General features: G+C 72.8%; 15 protein-coding genes. 8 read left to right on the plus strand and 7 right to left on the minus strand.

Features of this window, described 5'->3' with window-relative positions:
* Window positions 1-94 precede the first annotated feature (94 nt).
* Genes DAE25_RS13305 through DAE25_RS13325 form a run of 5 tightly spaced genes read left to right on the plus strand, consistent with a single transcriptional unit; the run spans window position 95 to window position 5,133 of the window.
* Window positions 95-580 carry a (2Fe-2S)-binding protein gene (locus DAE25_RS13305; RefSeq protein ID WP_056887075.1) on the plus strand — a complete coding sequence of 162 codons (486 nt, stop codon included), beginning with the start codon at window positions 95-97 and terminating at the stop codon, window positions 578-580.
* Entirely contained in the window at window positions 577-3,060 is a 2,484-nt protein-coding gene (locus DAE25_RS13310) for a xanthine dehydrogenase family protein molybdopterin-binding subunit (protein WP_107766654.1), read from the plus strand. The genes DAE25_RS13305 and DAE25_RS13310 overlap by 4 nt, the downstream gene beginning before the upstream one ends.
* Window positions 3,060-3,914, plus strand: a complete 855-nt coding sequence (locus DAE25_RS13315; protein ID WP_107766655.1) for an FAD binding domain-containing protein — start codon at window positions 3,060-3,062, stop codon at window positions 3,912-3,914. The genes DAE25_RS13310 and DAE25_RS13315 overlap by 1 nt, the downstream gene beginning before the upstream one ends.
* 4 nt (window positions 3,915-3,918) lie before the next feature.
* Window positions 3,919-4,620, plus strand: coding sequence for an SRPBCC family protein (locus tag DAE25_RS13320; RefSeq protein ID WP_107766656.1), 702 nt, complete (start codon window positions 3,919-3,921; stop codon window positions 4,618-4,620).
* Between the two features lie 27 nt (window positions 4,621-4,647).
* Entirely contained in the window at window positions 4,648-5,133 is a 486-nt protein-coding gene (locus DAE25_RS13325; RefSeq protein ID WP_157559648.1) for a hypothetical protein, read from the plus strand.
* Between the two features lie 13 nt (window positions 5,134-5,146).
* On the opposite strand, the gene DAE25_RS13330 is transcribed toward DAE25_RS13325, so the two are convergent.
* Window positions 5,147-5,761: an alpha-ketoglutarate-dependent dioxygenase AlkB gene (locus tag DAE25_RS13330; protein WP_107766657.1), complete on the minus strand. Its 615-nt coding sequence runs from the start codon at window positions 5,759-5,761 to the stop codon at window positions 5,147-5,149.
* Window positions 5,762-5,887: 126 nt separating this feature from the next.
* Between DAE25_RS13330 and DAE25_RS13335 the strand changes: the two genes are divergently transcribed.
* The 3 genes from DAE25_RS13335 to DAE25_RS13345 all read left to right on the plus strand — a co-directional run bounded on the left by DAE25_RS13335 (window position 5,888) and on the right by DAE25_RS13345 (window position 9,963).
* A complete protein-coding gene (locus DAE25_RS13335; RefSeq protein WP_107766658.1) occupies window positions 5,888-6,643 on the plus strand; it encodes an ABC transporter ATP-binding protein in 756 nt (251 codons plus the stop codon).
* On the plus strand, window positions 6,643-9,177 hold the full coding sequence (locus DAE25_RS13340) for an ABC transporter permease (RefSeq protein ID WP_107766659.1): 2,535 nt from the start codon (window positions 6,643-6,645) through the stop codon (window positions 9,175-9,177). The genes DAE25_RS13335 and DAE25_RS13340 overlap by 1 nt, the downstream gene beginning before the upstream one ends.
* A 63-nt stretch (window positions 9,178-9,240) precedes the next feature.
* A complete protein-coding gene (locus tag DAE25_RS13345; protein WP_234411029.1) occupies window positions 9,241-9,963 on the plus strand; it encodes a GntR family transcriptional regulator in 723 nt (240 codons plus the stop codon).
* 4 nt (window positions 9,964-9,967) lie between these two features.
* On the opposite strand, the gene DAE25_RS13350 is transcribed toward DAE25_RS13345, so the two are convergent.
* From DAE25_RS13350 to DAE25_RS13375, 6 genes are all read right to left on the minus strand, one after another.
* Complete coding sequence (locus tag DAE25_RS13350) at window positions 9,968-10,558, minus strand: HD domain-containing protein (protein WP_107766660.1); 591 nt, start codon at window positions 10,556-10,558, stop codon at window positions 9,968-9,970.
* Between the two features lie 171 nt (window positions 10,559-10,729).
* Window positions 10,730-11,086, minus strand: coding sequence for a YciI family protein (locus tag DAE25_RS13355; protein ID WP_107766661.1), 357 nt, complete (start codon window positions 11,084-11,086; stop codon window positions 10,730-10,732).
* Window positions 11,087-11,165: 79 nt separating this feature from the next.
* Window positions 11,166-11,669 carry a GNAT family N-acetyltransferase gene (locus DAE25_RS13360; protein WP_199907574.1) on the minus strand — a complete coding sequence of 168 codons (504 nt, stop codon included), beginning with the start codon at window positions 11,667-11,669 and terminating at the stop codon, window positions 11,166-11,168.
* Window positions 11,670-11,736: 67 nt separating this feature from the next.
* Window positions 11,737-13,389: a DNA repair helicase XPB gene (locus DAE25_RS13365; protein ID WP_107766663.1), complete on the minus strand. Its 1,653-nt coding sequence runs from the start codon at window positions 13,387-13,389 to the stop codon at window positions 11,737-11,739.
* Between the two features lie 52 nt (window positions 13,390-13,441).
* A complete protein-coding gene (locus DAE25_RS23935; RefSeq protein WP_107766664.1) occupies window positions 13,442-13,966 on the minus strand; it encodes a CGNR zinc finger domain-containing protein in 525 nt (174 codons plus the stop codon).
* Between the two features lie 9 nt (window positions 13,967-13,975).
* Window positions 13,976-16,261, minus strand: coding sequence for a helicase C-terminal domain-containing protein (locus tag DAE25_RS13375; protein WP_107766665.1), 2,286 nt, complete (start codon window positions 16,259-16,261; stop codon window positions 13,976-13,978).
* Window positions 16,262-16,296 lie beyond the last annotated feature (35 nt).

Below are 16,296 nucleotides of genomic sequence, written 5' to 3' on the forward strand. Positions count from 1 at the left end.
GTCCCCACCCTCCGGCACTCCAACCTTCCTCCAACCACGCGCACCTAGCGTGACGGGCATCACAGCCCGTCACCTACGTGAAGGCAGGAACTCGATGGCCAGGATCGATCTCACCGTCGACGGAGCAAAGGTCTCCGACGACGTCGAGCCCCGCATGCTCCTCGTGCAGTACCTCCGCGAGAAGCTCGGCAAGACCGGCACCGTGATCGGGTGCGACACCAGCAACTGCGGCGCCTGCACGGTGCACCTCGACGGCCGGAGCGTGAAGAGCTGCAACGTGCTCGCCGTCCAGGCCAGCGGCCACGAGGTGACCACGATCGAGGGCCTCGCCGACACCCACGAGGGCGGCGACCTGCACCCGGTGCAGGAGGCGTTCCGCGAGTGCCACGGCCTCCAGTGCGGCTTCTGCACCCCGGGCATGATCATGCAGGCCGTCGACCTGCTCGCCGAGAACCCGTCGCCCACCGAGGCCGAGGTCCGCGAGGGCATGGAGGGCAACCTCTGTCGCTGCACGGGCTACCACAACATCGTCAAGAGCGTCCTGCACGCCTCCTCCAGCACCGCGGGAGGTGCCCAGTGACCGCCGTCGAGGACCGCCCCGACACCTCCGCCAAGGAGATCGGGCGCGACCGCCGCCGCAAGGAGGACCAGCGCCTCATCACCGGCCGCACCCGCTGGACCGACAACATCGCGCTCCCGGGCATGCTGCACATGGCGATGGTCCGCAGCCCCTTCGCCCACGCGAGGATCGTCTCCATCGACACCGAGGCCGCCAAGGCCTCCGAGAACGTCGTGACCGTGCTGACCGGCGCCGACCTCGGCGAGGCCCAGGGCGTCTGCATCAACGCCTGGGCGATCACCACCGACCAGGTCGCCCCGACGCACGTGCCGATGCCGACCGACCGGGTCGCCTTCGCCGGCGAGACCGTCGCGGTCGTGGTGGCCCGCACCATGGCCGCCGCCCGGGACGCCGCCGAGCTCGTCGACGTCGAGTACGACGAGCTGCCGGCCGCGCTGGACCTCAAGAAGTCCGCGGCGGACGAGGTGCTCGCGCACCCCGACCTCGGCACCAACAAGTCCGCCTTCTGGAAGTTCGACTCGGAGGAGGCCGGCACCGGCGGCAACGTCGACCAGGCCATCGAGAAGGCCCGCGGCGACGGCATCGTCATCGAGCGCGAGTACCGCCAGCAGCGCCTCATCCCGGCGTTCATGGAGCCCCGCTCGACCGTCGTCGACCCGACCGGCGAGCAGATCACCATGTGGTCGGCGACCCAGATCCCGCACATCCTGCGCTTCGCCCTCGCGGCGACCACCGGGGTGCCCGAGTCCAAGATCCGGGTCATCGCGCCCGACGTGGGCGGCGGCTTCGGCGGCAAGCTCCAGCAGACGCCGGAGGAGATGATCACCTTCGCGGTGGCCCGCCGGCTCGGCAAGCCGGTGAAGTACACCGAGACCAGGTCCGAGTCCCTGATGACCGCCCACCACGGGCGTGACCAGTGGCAGAAGCTCACCCTCTCGGCCGAGAAGGACGGCACCGTGACCGGCCTCAAGGTCGAGCTCACCGCCGACCTCGGCGCCTACGTGTCCCTCGTCGGCGGCGGCGTGCCGGTGCTCGGCGCGTTCATGTTCAACGCGATCTACAAGTTCCCGGCCTACCAGTTCAACTGCCAGACGGTCCTCACCAACAAGACGTGGACCGACGCCTACCGCGGCGCCGGGCGACCCGAGGCGACGTACGCCATCGAGCGGCTGATGGACGAGCTGGCCGCCGAGGTGGGCGTCGACCCGCTGGTGGTCCGCGAGAAGAACTGGATCACCCACGAGGAGTTCCCGTTCACCACCGTCGCCGGGCTCGAGTACGACACCGGCAACTACGAGGCCGCGACCGAGAAGGCCAAGGCCAGCTTCGGGTACGACGACCTCCGCGCCGAGCAGAAGCGGCGCCGGGAGGCCGGTGACCGGATCCAGCTCGGCATCGGCGTCTCGACCTTCACCGAGATGTGCGGCCTCGCCCCCAGCCGGGTGCTCGGCCAGCTCAACTACGGCGCCGGCGGCTGGGAGTACGCCAGCGTGCGGATGCTCGCCACCGGCAAGGTGGAGATCACCACCGGCACCTCCGCGCACGGCCAGGGCCACGAGACGGCGTTCAGCCAGATCGTCGCCGACCGCCTCGGGGTCGCCTTCGAGGACGTCGAGATCCTGCACGGCGACACCCAGGTCTCGCACCGCGGCCTCGACACCTACGGCTCGCGCTCGCTCGTCGTCGGTGGCGAGGCGCTCGTCCGGGCCGCCGACAAGGTGATCGAGAAGGCCAAGCCGATCGCGGCCCACCTGCTCGAGGCCTCGGTGGACGACATCGAGTTCAGCGCCGGTCGCTTCGGCGTCCGGGGCACCGACCAGGGCCTGGCCATGGCCGACATCGCGATGGCCGCCTTCGCGGCGCACAACCTGCCCGACGGCGTCGAGGCGAGCCTCGACAGCGACGCGACGTACGACCCGGTCAACTTCAACTACCCCCACGGCACGCACCTGTGCGCGATGGAGGTCGACACCGAGACCGGCGGCGTGCTGATGCGCAAGTACACCTGCGTCGACGACATCGGGACCGTCATCAACCCGATGATCGTCGAGGGCCAGGTGCACGGCGGCCTCGCCCAGGGCATCGCCCAGGCGTTGTGGGAGGAGGCGGTGTACGACGACTCCGGGACGCTGGTGTCCGGCTCCTTCGTCGACTACCTGCTGCCCACCTCGGCGGACACGATCAGCTTCGACGTGCAGCACAACTCGACGGCGTCGACCACCAACACCCTCGGCACCAAGGGCGTCGGCGAGGCCGGCACCATCGCCTCGACCCCGGCCGTCGTCAACGCCGTCGTCGACGCGATCCGGCACCTCGGGATCAACGACATCCAGATGCCGTGCACCCCCGAGCGGGTCTGGCGTGCCATCCACGACGTGGGTGGCAGCGGCACCACGGACACGGAGGGGGCGGCCATGCCGCACTTCGACGAGTCCACCGGCATGCAGGGCACGACGGACCGCACGGACGGAGCAAGCTGATGATCCCCACCCAGTTCGAGTACCTCGCGCCCACCAGCGTCGAGGACGCCCTGGCGGCGCTCGCCCAGCACGGGGACGAGGCCAAGGTGATCGCCGGCGGGCAGAGCCTGCTCCCGGTGCTGCGGATGCGGCTCAACGCCCCCGAGGTGGTCATCGACCTCGGCGGCATCGAGGGCCTGCGCGGCGTCCGCGAGGACGGTGACGCCCTCGTCATCGGCGCCATGACCACGCACCACGCCGTGCTGCACGACCCGTTGGTCGGCCAGCACGCGGCGCTCCTGGTCAAGGCCGAGCACCAGCTCGCCGACGCCCAGATCCGGCACCGCGGCACGATCGGCGGCGCGCTGGCGCACGCCGACCCGGCCGGTGACCTGGGGGCCCCGTCGCTGGCGCTCGGCGCCGAGTTCGTCATCGCCGGACCCGGCGGGACCCGCACGGTCGCGGCCGACGACTTCTTCGTCGACCTCTTCGAGACCGCGATCGCCGAGGGTGAGCTGCTCACCGAGATCCGGGTGCCCAAGCACACCGGCTGGGGCGCGCACTACGAGAAGTTCGTGCGCGTCGCCCACCAGTGGCCGATCGTGGCCGTCGCCGCCGCGGTGCGGGTCGAGGGAGGCACGATCGCCGAGGCCCGGGTGGGCCTGACCAACATGGGGTCCACCCCGCTCCGGGCCCGCGCGGTCGAGGAGGCGCTGGTCGGGCAGCCCGCCACCGAGGACGCCGTGGCCACGGCCGCGGCCCGTGCCGCCGAGGGCACCAACCCGCCCTCCGACCTCAACGGTGCCGCCGACTACCGCACCCACCTGGCCAAGGTCCTGACCCGGCGCGCCGTGCTCGCCGCCGCGGGGGCGTGAGCGGATGGAGCTGACACACCGGTTCACCGTCCCGACCGGCGTCGAGGAGACCTGGGCCCACTTCGAGGACATCGCCTCCGTGGCGGAGTGCTTCCCCGGTGCCCAGGTGACCTCGGCGGACGGCGACTCGTTCGCCGGGTCGGTCAAGGTCAAGCTGGGTCCGATCGCCCTCGTCTACAACGGCAGCGGCACCTTCGTGGAGAAGGACGAGGAGGCCAAGCGCTTCGTCGTCGACGCCAAGGGCAAGGACAAGCGCGGCAACGGCACGGCGGGCGCCCATGTCACGGTCTCGATGGCCGACGCGGACGGCTCCACCGACGTGTCCGTCCAGACCGACCTGGCGATCACCGGCAAGCCCGCGCAGTTCGGGCGCGGTGTCATGCAGGACGTCTCGGACAAGCTGCTCGGCCAGTTCGTCGCCTGCCTCGAGCAGCGGCTGACCGGTGGCGACGAGCCGGACGACGTACCGCAGCCGGTGGTGGCTGCCGCCCCCGCGGCGGCGGCCGAGGACGGGCCTCCGGCCGCGGAGCCTCCCCCTCCTGCTCCGCGGCCGGTCCCGCCGCCGCGACCCCAGCAGCCGCCCGCCCAACCGGAGGCCCTCGACCTCGGCAGCGCCGTCCTGCCCGTGCTCGCCCGGGCCTACTGGAAGCAGGGGGTCGGCGCGCTGGTGGTCCTCGCCCTGCTGTGGAGGCTGCTGCGCCGGTGATCTTGCCCGGTGTGGGAATCTGAGGGCATGAGGACGACGCGGGGGACCGCTGGCCTGGCCGTGACCGTGCTGACGGGCGCCCTGCTCCTGGGCGCCTGCGGTCGCGGGGTCGACGGCCCCGACCCCTCCACCGAGGTCACCCCGGTGACCTCGGGGGAGGGCAGCGTCACCTCGCTGGAGGTCACGCCCGCCGCTGCCGACGCGCGGTGCGCCGTCCCGAGCGTGGAGCTGCTCCAGACCCAGGACACCGCCTTCGAGGGCACCGTGACCGAGGTCGGCGACGGGACCGCGACGCTCGACGTCGACACCTGGTACGCCGGGGAGGACGAGACCGACCGGGTGCGCGTCTCGACGCCCAGCCGCGAGATCGTCGACCTGCTGCTCGCCGTCGACTTCCAGGAGGGCGGCACCTACCTCGTCAGCGCCAGCGACGGACAGGTCAGCCTGTGCGGCCTCAGCGCCGAGAAGGACGACCTCCTCGCCGGGCTCTACGACGAGGCGTACGCCGGCTGAGCGCCGCCTGCCCTCAGAAGACGTTCAGCGGGCGGAACTGCACCGACATCCGGGGCCCGGCGTTCGCCACCTTGGGGACGGCGTGCTCCCACGTGCGCTGGCACGAGCCGCCCATGACGACGAGGTCGCCGTGGCCCAGGGTGACCGCGATCGAGTCACCCCCGCCGCGCGGGCGCAGGGCCAGCCGGCGCGGGTCGCCCAGCGAGACGATGGCGACCATCGTGTCCTGGGTGCGGCCCCGGCCGATGGTGTCGCCGTGCCAGGCCACGGAGTCCCGGCCGTCGCGGTAGTAGCAGCACCCGGCGGTCACGAACGGCTCGCCGAGCTCGGGGAGGTAGTGCGCGCTGAGGGCCTCGCGGGCCTCGGTCAGCACCGGGTGCGGCAGCGCCTCGCCGACGGCGTACGTGTGGACCAGGCGCGGGACGTCGACCACCCGGTCGTACATCTGCCGGCGCTCGGCCCGCCACGGCACGACGTCGGCCATCGCGGTGAGCACGTCGTCGGGGGCGAGGAGGAAGTTGCGCTGCACGTCGATCCACGCGCCGCGGGTGAGGACCCGACGGTCGGGGGCGAGCGGGGAGACGGCCGGAACCTCGGCCGTGTCGAAGAGCGTCGACTGGAAGTCCACACGACGACGATACACCCGTGGTCGAACAGGTGTTCGTAGGCGCACGCGTGTCGGGGTGGGTGTCGGGGGCGGCTCAGGGGGATACCCGGTGGCGACGAGTTGGAGGTGTGCGGGATCGTTTCCACCATGACGACCACCGGGGACCGACCCGTCGCGGCACGGGTGCGCAACCTCACCAAGACCTACGGCTCCGGCGACGCGATGGTGCGGGCGCTGGACGACGTGAGCCTGGACCTCGTCGAGGGCGAGTTCACCGCGATCATGGGCCCGAGCGGCTCCGGCAAGTCGACGCTGATGCACTGCTGCGCGGCCCTCGACAACGCGACGTCGGGCGAGGTGTGGATCGGCGACCGGGAGCTGAGCGGCCTCAAGGACAAGGAGCTCACCCGGCTGCGGCGCGACGAGGTGGGCTTCGTCTTCCAGAGCTTCAACCTGGTCCCCACCCTGACCGCGGAGGAGAACATCCTGCTCCCGCAGTCCATCGCGCGGCGCAAGCCCGATCGCGAGTGGTACGACTCGGTCATCGACACGGTCGGCATCCGCGACCGCCTGGGCCACCGGCCCAACGAGCTCTCCGGCGGGCAGCAGCAGCGCGTCGCCGTGGCGCGGGCCCTCGCCGGCCGGCCGCGGATCGTCTTCGCGGACGAGCCCACCGGCAACCTCGACTCGCAGTCGGGCGCCGAGGTGCTCGACCTGCTCCGGCGCAGCGCCGGGGACCACGGCCAGACCATCGTGATGGTCACCCACGACCCCGTGGCGGCGTCGTACACCGACCGCGTGGTCTTCCTCGCCGACGGCAGGGTCGTCGACGAGCTGCGCGACCCCGACCGCGACAGCGTCCTCGAGGTCATGGCCCGGATGAGCGCCCCGGTGGCGGACTGATGTTCCGCACCGCGCTCAAGAGCCTGCTGGGCCGCAAGGTCCGGCTCCTGATGAGCACGTTCGCGATCGTGCTGGGCGTCGCGTTCGTCGTCGGCACCCTCGTCTTCAGCGACACCCTCAGCCGCAGCTTCACCGCGCTGATGGCCTCCACGGTCGGCGACGTCGTCGTGCGGCCGGTCGGCGCCTCGGGGGAGTCGGAGCCGTCCGCCCGGACCGTCGACTCCTCGCTCGTCGGCGAGCTCGAGGGCGTCGAGGGGGCCGCCCGCGTCGACGGCAACGTGACCGCCTTCGGCGTCTTCGTCGTGGACGAGGACAACAAGGTGGTCGGCGGACAGGGCCCGCCGGCCATCGGCGCCAACTGGAACGACGCCCCCGCCGGCCACGACCTCGAGGGGATGTCGGTCATCGGCGGCCGCGAGCCGGAGCGGGCCGGCGAGGTGCTGCTCGACTCCAAGACCGCCGGCGAGGCGGGCTACACCATCGGCGAGGAGGTCCACCTCGTCACCAGTGGCGAGCAGGCGGTGCTGCGCCCGACGCTGGTCGGCATCGGAGGCTTCCCCGAGGGGGGCTCGCTCAACGGGGCGACCTTCGCCGCCTTCGACACCCGGACGGCGCAGGAGCTGCTGCTCGAGGGCGAGGACGCCTTCACCGACATCTGGGTCACGGCCGAGCCGGGCACCAGCCAGGAGGAGCTCGCGGACAGCGTCACCCAGCGGCTGCCCGACGGCGTGGAGGCGGTGACCGGCGACGAGGCGGCCGACGAGGCCGCCAGCGCCATCCAGGAGGCGGTCGGCTTCCTCACCACCTTCCTGCTGATCTTCGCCGGCATCTCGCTGGTCGTCGGCGGCTTCCTCATCGTCAACACGTTCTCGATCCTGGTCGCCCAGCGCAGCCGCGAGCTGGCGCTGCTCCGCGCCCTGGGGGCCAGCAAGCGGCAGGTCACCCGGATGGTGATGGTCGAGGCGTTCGTCCTCGGCGCCGTCGGCTCCACCATCGGCCTCGGGCTGGGCATCCTGCTCGCGATGGGCATCCGCACCCTCTTCGGCCAGTTCGGCCTGGACCTGTCGGGGCAGCCGCTGATCGTCGCCCCGCGCACCGTCCTCGCGGCGTACGCCGTCGGCATCGTCGTGACCATGGTGGCCGCGTGGCTGCCCGCCCACCGGACCGGCCGGATCGCGCCGATCCAGGCGATGCGCGACGACGTGGCCATGCCCGAGTCGTCGCTGCACCGCCGGCTAGTCGTCGGCGTGGCGATGATCGTCGCCGGCGGGGCCGCGCTCGCCGCCGGCCTCATGGACGTGGTGCCCCGCCCCGGCTGGTTCGTCGGCGGCGGCATCCTCCTCGTCCTGCTCGGCGTCGCGGCGGCCAGCCCGGTGATCAGCCACCCGTTCCTGGCGGCGGCCGCGTGGGTCTACGCGCGGCTCTTCGGGACCGTGGGCCGGCTCGCCGGACAGAACAGCCTGCGCAACCCACGTCGTACGACGGCCACGTCCTCGGCACTCATGATTGGCCTCTCGCTGGCCTGCACGATGGCGATCGTGGGGGCGTCGGCCAAGGCCAGCGTCGACCAGACCATCGAGGAGAACTTCGTCGGCGACTACGTCGTCAGCTCGCTCTTCGGCCAGCCGTTCTCGCCGCGCATCGCGCGGGACATGGCCGAGGTCGACGGCGTCGACCACGTGTGGGCGCAGCGCTTCGCGATCACCGGGTCCGGGGAGGACTCGCAGGGTGTGGCGGCGCTCGACCCCGCGGCCTTCGAGCAGGGCATCGACCTCACCATGGTGGACGGCTCCGCGGGGGCGCTGCGCGACGGCACGGTGATCCTCGACGAGGAGTACGCCGGCGAGGAGTCGCTCTCGGTGGGTGACACGTACGACGTCGTGCTCGCCGACGGGCCGCGCGAGCTCGAGGTCGTCGGCATCTACGCCGAGAACCCGATCCTGATCTTCCCGGCCGTCACCACGCCGCAGACGCTCATCGACGCGGGCTACCGCGACGCCGACAACTTCCTGATCATCGACACCGACGGCTCTGCGGCGGTGCAGGACGACCTCGAGGCCCTGGTCGCCGACCTCCCGATCGTCACGGTCAAGGACCAGCAGGAGTTCGCCGAGGAGCAGCGGGCGCCGATCGACCAGCTGGTGCTGATGATCTTTGCCCTGCTCGGGCTGGCCCTGCTGATCGCCGTGCTCGGCATCGTCAACACGCTGGCCCTCTCCATCATCGAGCGCACCCGCGAGGTCGGCCTGCTGCGGGCGATCGGGGTGAGCCGGGCCCAGCTGCGCCGGATGGTGACGCTGGAGTCGGTGGTGATCGCCGTGCTGGGCGCCGTCCTGGGCGTGGTGATGGGCATCGGCTTCGGGGTCGCGCTCATGCACGCGCTGCGCGAGGAGGGGCTCGAGGTGATCGACGTGCCGGTCAGCCAGCTCGCGATGTTCCTGGTCGTCTCGCTGGTGATCGGGGTGCTGGCCGCCCTGCTGCCGGCCCGTCGGGCGGCCCGGCTGGACGTGCTCAAGGCCATCAGCACCGACTGACCTTTACCATCCGCTTGTCGAAAACGTGTTCACGACCCTCCGGTCCGACTTACCCTTCCTAGCGTGGACACCGTGGACGTCAGGCCTGCCGAGCGCAGCCTCAAGCACGTGCAGGTGCGGGAGTACGTCCGGGACCTCCTCGCCGCTGCAGAGCCCGGCACCGCCGCGCCTTCCGAGCGTGAGCTGGTCGCCCAGTTCGGCGTCGCCCGGATGACGGTGCGCCAGGCGCTGGACGCACTGGTCGGGGAGGGCCTCCTCGAGCGGGTCCCCGGCCGGGGCACGTTCGTCGCCCAGCCGCGCCACCGGATCGGCCAGCTGACCTCCTTCACCGAGGACATCCGGCGCCGCGGCATGCTCCCGGAGTCCCAGACCCTCCTCGCCCGCCGCGAGCAGGCCGGCCCGGGCGTCGCCCGCGCGCTGTCCATCACGCCGGGTGACGCGGTCATCCACTGGAAGCGCCTGCGCCGCGCCGACCAGCAGGTCGTCTGCATCGAGGACGCCTACCTCAACGAGGTGCTGCTGCCCGGCTTCCTGCAGAGCGGGATGCCCACCAGCCTGTACGACGCCCTCGAGGTCCGCGGCCTGCGTCCCAACTGGGCCGAGGACTCCATCTGCGCCGACGGCGCCGACGCCGAGGAGGCCGGGCTGCTCGAGCTGACGGTCGGCGCCCCGGTGCTCCGCCACTCGCGACGCGGATTGCTCGGCGACAAGCCGGTCGAGGTCTCGCGCACCGTCTACCGCCCCGACCGCTACACGGTCTACGTGCAGCTCGGCGGGGACTCCTAGGTCCTCAGGCCCGGTCCTCGAGCCTGCCGATCTCGGCGGTCGAGTTGGCGCGCGCCGCCCCCTCCCACAGCCGCGCCCCCGCGTCGGTGGCGAACAGCCGCGGGCCGTCGAGCAGGTCGCGGAGCACCGCCGCCCTGCCCACGGCGAAGTCCTCGTCGCCGACGCTGGCGTACTCCCGCCGGACCCCGAGCGTGTACTCCCGGTACCGCTCCTCCGGCGCCGCCAGGATCGCCAGGTCGGCGTCGCTGAGCACGCACGCGTTGCGGTCGTCGGGGAACGGCCGGTGGTGCTCGGTCATCCGCACCAGGCGGGCGACCTCCGCGGCCGGTGGTTCCGGGAGAGCGTGCTCGGCCCACTGCGCCGAGCGCTCCTCGGCGTCCGGGAGGGCGTCGTACACGGCGTCGTGGAACCACGCCGCCAGCACCACCGGCACCCGGTCGAACCGCTCGCCCGCCCGGTCCAGCTCGTCGATGCGGTCCAGCACCTCGGTGAGGTGCCTCAGGTCGTGGTAGCCGTCGCGGTCCCACGCCGTGAGGAGGGCGTCGCGTACGTCGTGCAGCGCCGGGATCGGCCAGCGGTCGGCGAGGTCGGGCACATCCCCGACCCTAGCCGCGAGTCCGCCCGACCGCCGAGGTCCAGACCCAGTCGCACCACGAGTGTGCGTGGAAGCACCGGAAGGTGCCCGGTGATGGTGCATCCACGCACACTCGTCCGGGGGTCGTGATGCGCCCGCCACCGCGTCGAGCCCCGACCGCCCAGGTCAGGGTCAGAACTCGTCGACCGGCCGGATCTCCACGACCGGGTGGGCGCGGGTGAGCACCTGCGCGGCCTCGACCAGGGCGTCGTAGTCGTCGCAGGTGACGATGTAGAAGCCGGACAGCTGCTCGACGGTCTCGGCGTAGGGCCCGTCGGTGACGAGGACCTCCGACCCGGCACCGCGTCGGAGCGTCCGCGCCCGGCTGCTGTCGTCGAGCCCGGCACCGCCCGTGACCGCCCCGCCTCGCGCCCTGAGCCGTTCGGCGAACTCGCGGTCGGTGTCGAAGGTGGCCTGGTGGTCCGCATCCGTGCCGGCCAGCCAGGCGGCCTCGTCATCGGCGGGGAACAGGACGACGTACTCGCTCATGGGCTTCCTCTCGTTGATGTCCTCACCCGAGTGACGGGGGAGCGGGCCCGGGATCGACACGCGGTCGCGGGCCGGTCGGTCAGAGGTGCCTCGAGGTGACGAGCGTCGTCCCGCGCTCGGGGTCCACGACCGTCCGACCCGTCTCGGTGAAGCCGAGCTTCTCGAGCACCCGCCGAGAGGCGGTGTTCCAGTCCCACACCGTCGCCCACAGGCGCTGATGACCGGACGACCTCGCCCAGTCCAGGACCGCCAGCGCGGACTCGGTCGCGTACCCCTGCCCCCAGGTCCGGCGCAACAGCTCGAAGGCCAGCTCCGGTTCGTCGCCCGCACCCCGCCCGCTGTCGACCAGCCCGCAGTACCCGATCACGTCGCCGGCAGACCTCCGCTCGACCGCCAGCAAACCGGTCGCGCGCGGCGAGCCGGTCGTGGACGCCGGCGAGCCGGCGCGGATGGCCTCCTCGAGCTCGGCCACCGTGGGTCGTCCGTCCGCGCCTATCCGGCGGTGCGGAGGCACCCGCGGGTCGCGCTCGGTCCACAGCTCCCGCTGGACGACGGCCTCGCCTGCCCGCCACGGCCTCAGCACCAGACGGTCCGTCTCCAGAACGACCTCGCGGCCCGGTGCTGCCGGTGCTGTCCCCTCGGTGCCCACCTCAGCTCGCCGGGTCCGCCTCGAGGTCATCGCTGTCGATGATCCGGTAGGCGTAGCCCTGCTCGGCGAGGAACCGCTGCCGGTTCTGCGCGAACTCCGCGTCCACCGTGTCGCGCGAGACGATCGTGTAGAAGTGCGCGGTCTTGCCCTCCGCCTTCGGCCGCAGCAACCGGCCGAGGCGCTGGGCCTCCTCCTGGCGGGAGCCGAACGACCCGCTCACCTGGATCGCCACCTCCGCCGAGGGCAGGTCGATGGAGAAGTTGGCGACCTTGCTGACCACCAGCAGCGAGATCTCGCCCGAGCGGAACGCCTCGAAGAGCCGCTGCCGCTCCTTGACGGGCGTCTCGCCCTTGATGACCGGGGCGTCGAGCATCGCGGCGAGCTCGTCGAGCTGGTCGATGTACTGCCCGATCACCAGCGTCGGCTGCGTCGAGTGCTGCTCCACCAGCTGACGGACGACGTCGATCTTCTTGTGGGTGCACGACGCGAGCCGGTAGCGCTCCTCGGGCTCGGCGGTGGCGTAGGCCAGCCGCTGCCCCTCCGGCAGGGTGACCCGCACCTCGACGCAGTCGGCGGGCGCGATCCAGCCCTGCGCCTCGATGTCCTTCCACGGGGCGTCGTACCGCTTCGGCCCGATCAGCGAGAACACCTCGCCCTCCCGGCCGTCCTCGCGCACCAGGGTCGCGGTCAGTCCGATCCGCCGCCGAGCCTGGAGGTTGGCCGTCATCCGGAAGATCGGCGCCGGCAGCAGGTGCACCTCGTCGTAGACGATGAGGCCCCAGTCGCGTGCGTCGAGCAGCTCGAGGTGCGTGTAGACACCCTTCCGGCGCGTGGTGAGGACCTGGTACGTCGCAATGGTCACCGGCCGCACCTCCTTCACCGACCCGCTGTACTCACCGATCTCGTCGGCGGTCAGCGACGTGCGCTTGATGAGCTCGTCCTTCCACTGCCGCGCGCTGACGGTGTTGGTGACCAGGATCAGCGTCGTCGCCTGGGCCTGCGCCATCGCGGCCGCGCCGACGATGGTCTTGCCGGCACCGCAGGGGAGGACCACGACGCCGGAGCCGCCGTGCCAGAACGACTCGGCCGCCTCCCGCTGGTAGGTGCGCAGCTCCCACCCGTCCTCGTCGAGGGCGATCGCGTGCGCCTCGCCGTCGACGTACCCGGCGAAGTCCTCCGCCGGCCAGCCGAGCTTGAGCAGCGCCTGCTTGAGGTTGCCGCGCTCGCTGGGGTGCACGGCCACCGAGTCGTCGTCGAGCCGCTCGCCGAGCATGCCGGCGATCTTCTTGGCGCGCAGCACCTCCTCGAGCACCGGCCGGTCGTTGCTGCTCAGCACCAGGCCGTGCATCGGGTGCTTCTCCAGCCGCAGCCGGCCGTAGCGGGCCATCGTCTCGGCGACGTCCACGAGCAGCGCGTGCGGGACGGCGTACCGGCTGTAGCTGAGCAGCGCGTCGACCACCTGCTCGGCGTCGTGGCCGGCGGCGCGCGCGTTCCACAGGCCCAGCGGCGTGAGCCGATAGGTGTGCACGTGCTCGGGGGAGCGCTCGAGCTCCGCGAAGGGGGCGATCGCCTTGCGGCAGTCGGCGGCCCGTTCGTGGTCGATCTCCAGCAGCAGGGTCTTGTCGCTCTGCACGATCAGGGGGCCGTCATTCACCGCCCCAGCCTACGGAGGCCCGCAACGCGGGCACCCGGCGTACGCCGCGTGGTCAGCTCGCGGCGGCCTTCTGGCGGGCGCGGTACGCCGCGACGTTGGCGCGCGAGGAGCACCGGTCGGAGCAGTAGCGCCGGGACTGGTTGGGCGAGGTGTCGACGAACACGTTGTCGCACGAGCTGGCGTGGCACACCCCGAGCCGGGTCGCCCCGAGGTCGCAGACCAGGGTGGCCAGGCCCATGAGGGACTCGCCGATGAGCAGCTCGGCCACCGACGCCGACCGGTTGGCGACGTGCATGTGCAGGTGCGACGGGTCGTGGTCGCTGATCATCGGGGTGACCGGGTGGAGGGCCAGCAGGTCGTTGAGGTGAGACACCACGACCGGCACCTCACCGGCCTCGGAGGCCTCGAAGACCGGCCGCAGCTCGACCTGGAACTCCTGCAGGGCGGCCACGTCACCGGGGGTGACCGACGCGTGCAGCCAGCTGCGGTCGGCGAGGTGGGCCACCAGGGCGTCCGGGTCGGCCAGGTCCGCGTTGAGCAGCGCCGCCGACGCCTCGGCGTACCTGATGAAGTCCACGTCCCCAGCCTACGGACGGGCCGGGAGCGGGGCGACGGACGTGATGCGGTGCACGGCGAAGGCACGGACGTCGTCGGCGCGGTGGTCGTGGGCCGTGAGGGTGCCGCCCTCGAGGCGGACCGGGTCGACGACGCGGTCGGAACGGGCGCCGTGGTTGTCGACGTAGCCGATGACGACCGTGCTGCCGGCCTCGATCGCCTCCCGGAGTGCGGCCAGCGCGCTCGTCGGGGTGGTGGTCACCGTCGGCGTCTCGGGACGGGACGCGACGGCCCGGTCGCCGCTGCGGATGGCGGTCACCACGGCGGCGACCCCGGCGTGCGTCCGGGCGAGAGCGGCCGCGCGGCTGCGCCCGGAGCGCGGACGCCGGGCCCGCAGCAGGTCGCGGCGGGCGACCCGCACGGTGCCGTCCGGTGCCTCCACGACCGGGGCGGCACCCAGCTCGCGCAACCGGGGGAGCAGCACGTCGACGGACACGGTGCTGATCAGCACGGTCGGCGCGATGCGGCGCAGGTTGAGCGACCCTGCCCTGGGGTGGTGGAGCAGCTCGGTGAGCGCACTCTCGTCGTCGGCGCGCAGGAACGACTCGGCCTGCCCGACCCGCACCGTGCCGAAGGTCCGCGACACGTCGTCGACGAGGTAGGACAGCGGCTGGGGGACCGGCGTCCGCGACACCGAGCCCACGAAGTCGTGCACCTCCAGCGCCGTCCAGCCGGCGTCGAAGGCCCGGCGCACGGAGCCCGGGGTGAAGCGGTAGACGGTGGCGCCGCCCCGGGACTCGACGTCGGCGACGAGGTGCAGGGTCCGGGCCAGCTCGGCCTCGAGCGGACCCGGTGCCACCGCGGTGAGGTCGGCCTGGAGCAGCACGTGGTCCACCGGGTGGGGGAGGTGCGGCGTGATCGCGGCGACGGCGGCGTCGTGGTCACCGGCGAGCACCGCGCGGCCGGCCTCCGACAGTGCGCCGGCGCCGGTGAGACCGAGGACCGCGGCCTCGGAGACCGCCGCGGCCACCAGGTCGCGGTGGACGGAGGGGCGACGGGGTCGTCGCCACGCGACGCGCTCGACCATGGACGGGATGCCGGTGCCGGTGGCCAGGGCCGCACCGGCCGGCAGCGCGGCGAGCTCCTCGAGGGCGAGGCGCCGTGCCTCCGGGGCCATCTGGCTGGACAGGTCGGGGGCCAAGGCGTTCCACGCGCGACCGGCGGGGTCGCGGGTGCTGATGAGGGAGGCCACCCGGGTGGTGTCGAGCCAGGCGAGCGCGAGGGCGGCCCAGCGCTCGGCGACCGAGCCGGCCGACCAGGCGTCGAAGGCGTCGGTCGGCAGCCACACGGCCTCGCCGTCCTCGTCGACCCCCTCGGTGAGCAGGCCCGCGACCGACGCGACCTCGACGAGCAGGCCCGCCCCGGCCTCGTCGACCTGGAGGTCGCGGGCGGTCGCCTTGAGGTCGCGGACCGACAGCCCGCCGCCGCGCAGCACGCCGGGCGGCTCCAGGCCCCAGTGGTCGAGCACGAGCTCCACGCGGCGGACGACCTCGAAGGCCTCACCCGCCGCGCTGCGCGCGACGAGCGCCACGTCGCGGTCGGTGGTCGCGACCTCGGGCACCTCGTCGCGGGGCGTGCGCGTCGTACGCCCGCCGCGCAGCGCCAGGCCCACCTCGCCGGGCAGGACCAGGGTGCCGCCGTCGCGGGGCAGGAGCAGGCGGTGGGCGATCAGCTCCTCGACCGGGGTCGCGGCGTCCGCCGGCGAGACCGTACGACGCGCGCTGCCGGTGGTGCCCTCGCCGCCGTGGTCGTCGACATGGGCGAGCAAGGCGCGCGCGGCGGGGGAGAGCGCCTCGAGGCGGGCGGCGACGTCCTCGGGGTCGGGTGGCTCCGGCGACATCGGGCGCAGGCCGCTCACCCCCGCGGCCTCGTCGCCGCGCAGCGCGTCGGACACCCCGCTCAGCGGACGCAGCCCGCCGGGCGACTCCCAGGCGAGCGCGAGGTCCACCACGCGGGCGACCGCCGCGGCCGCCGCGGCGGGCTCGGCGTGCACCATCGAGATCAGTTGCTCCGATGTGGTTTGACCTGCAACCACGAGGGCATCAAGCACCGAGAGCTCGAGGCGCGTGAGACTGTCGAGCGCGCGGATGACCGAGCTGCGAGTCGCTGCCCGTGAGGCCAGCTGGGCGGAATCGTGAGGTGCAGGAGTGGCGAGATCGGGACGGTCCGCGAGCAGGCGGGCGAGACGCTCGTCCGGCCAGCCACGCAGCTGGTCCGCGAGCGTGCGTGGGAGCGCCGCCTGCTGTGTCCTCGACATCCCTTCTACGCTACTCGCCGAGCCCACCCCGGGGC

The sequence above is a fragment of the Nocardioides terrigena genome (genome assembly GCF_003047265.1).
GTDB lineage: Bacteria > Actinomycetota > Actinomycetes > Propionibacteriales > Nocardioidaceae > Nocardioides > Nocardioides terrigena.

Bases quoted from the DNA above. Each gene is read 5' to 3' on its own strand.
- DAE25_RS13305 (WP_056887075.1), top strand. From the start codon at position 95: ATGGCCAGGATCGATCTCACCGTCGACGGAGCAAAGGTCTCCGACGAC.
- DAE25_RS13315 (WP_107766655.1), top strand. From the start codon at position 3,060: ATGATCCCCACCCAGTTCGAGTACCTCGCGCCCACCAGCGTCGAGGAC.
- DAE25_RS13320 (WP_107766656.1), top strand. From the start codon at position 3,919: ATGGAGCTGACACACCGGTTCACCGTCCCGACCGGCGTCGAGGAGACC.
- DAE25_RS13325 (WP_157559648.1), top strand. From the start codon at position 4,648: ATGAGGACGACGCGGGGGACCGCTGGCCTGGCCGTGACCGTGCTGACG.
- DAE25_RS13335 (WP_107766658.1), top strand. From the start codon at position 5,888: ATGACGACCACCGGGGACCGACCCGTCGCGGCACGGGTGCGCAACCTC.
- DAE25_RS13340 (WP_107766659.1), top strand. From the start codon at position 6,643: ATGTTCCGCACCGCGCTCAAGAGCCTGCTGGGCCGCAAGGTCCGGCTC.
- DAE25_RS13355 (WP_107766661.1), bottom strand. From the start codon at position 11,086: ATGAGCGAGTACGTCGTCCTGTTCCCCGCCGATGACGAGGCCGCCTGG.
- DAE25_RS13375 (WP_107766665.1), bottom strand. From the start codon at position 16,261: ATGTCGAGGACACAGCAGGCGGCGCTCCCACGCACGCTCGCGGACCAG.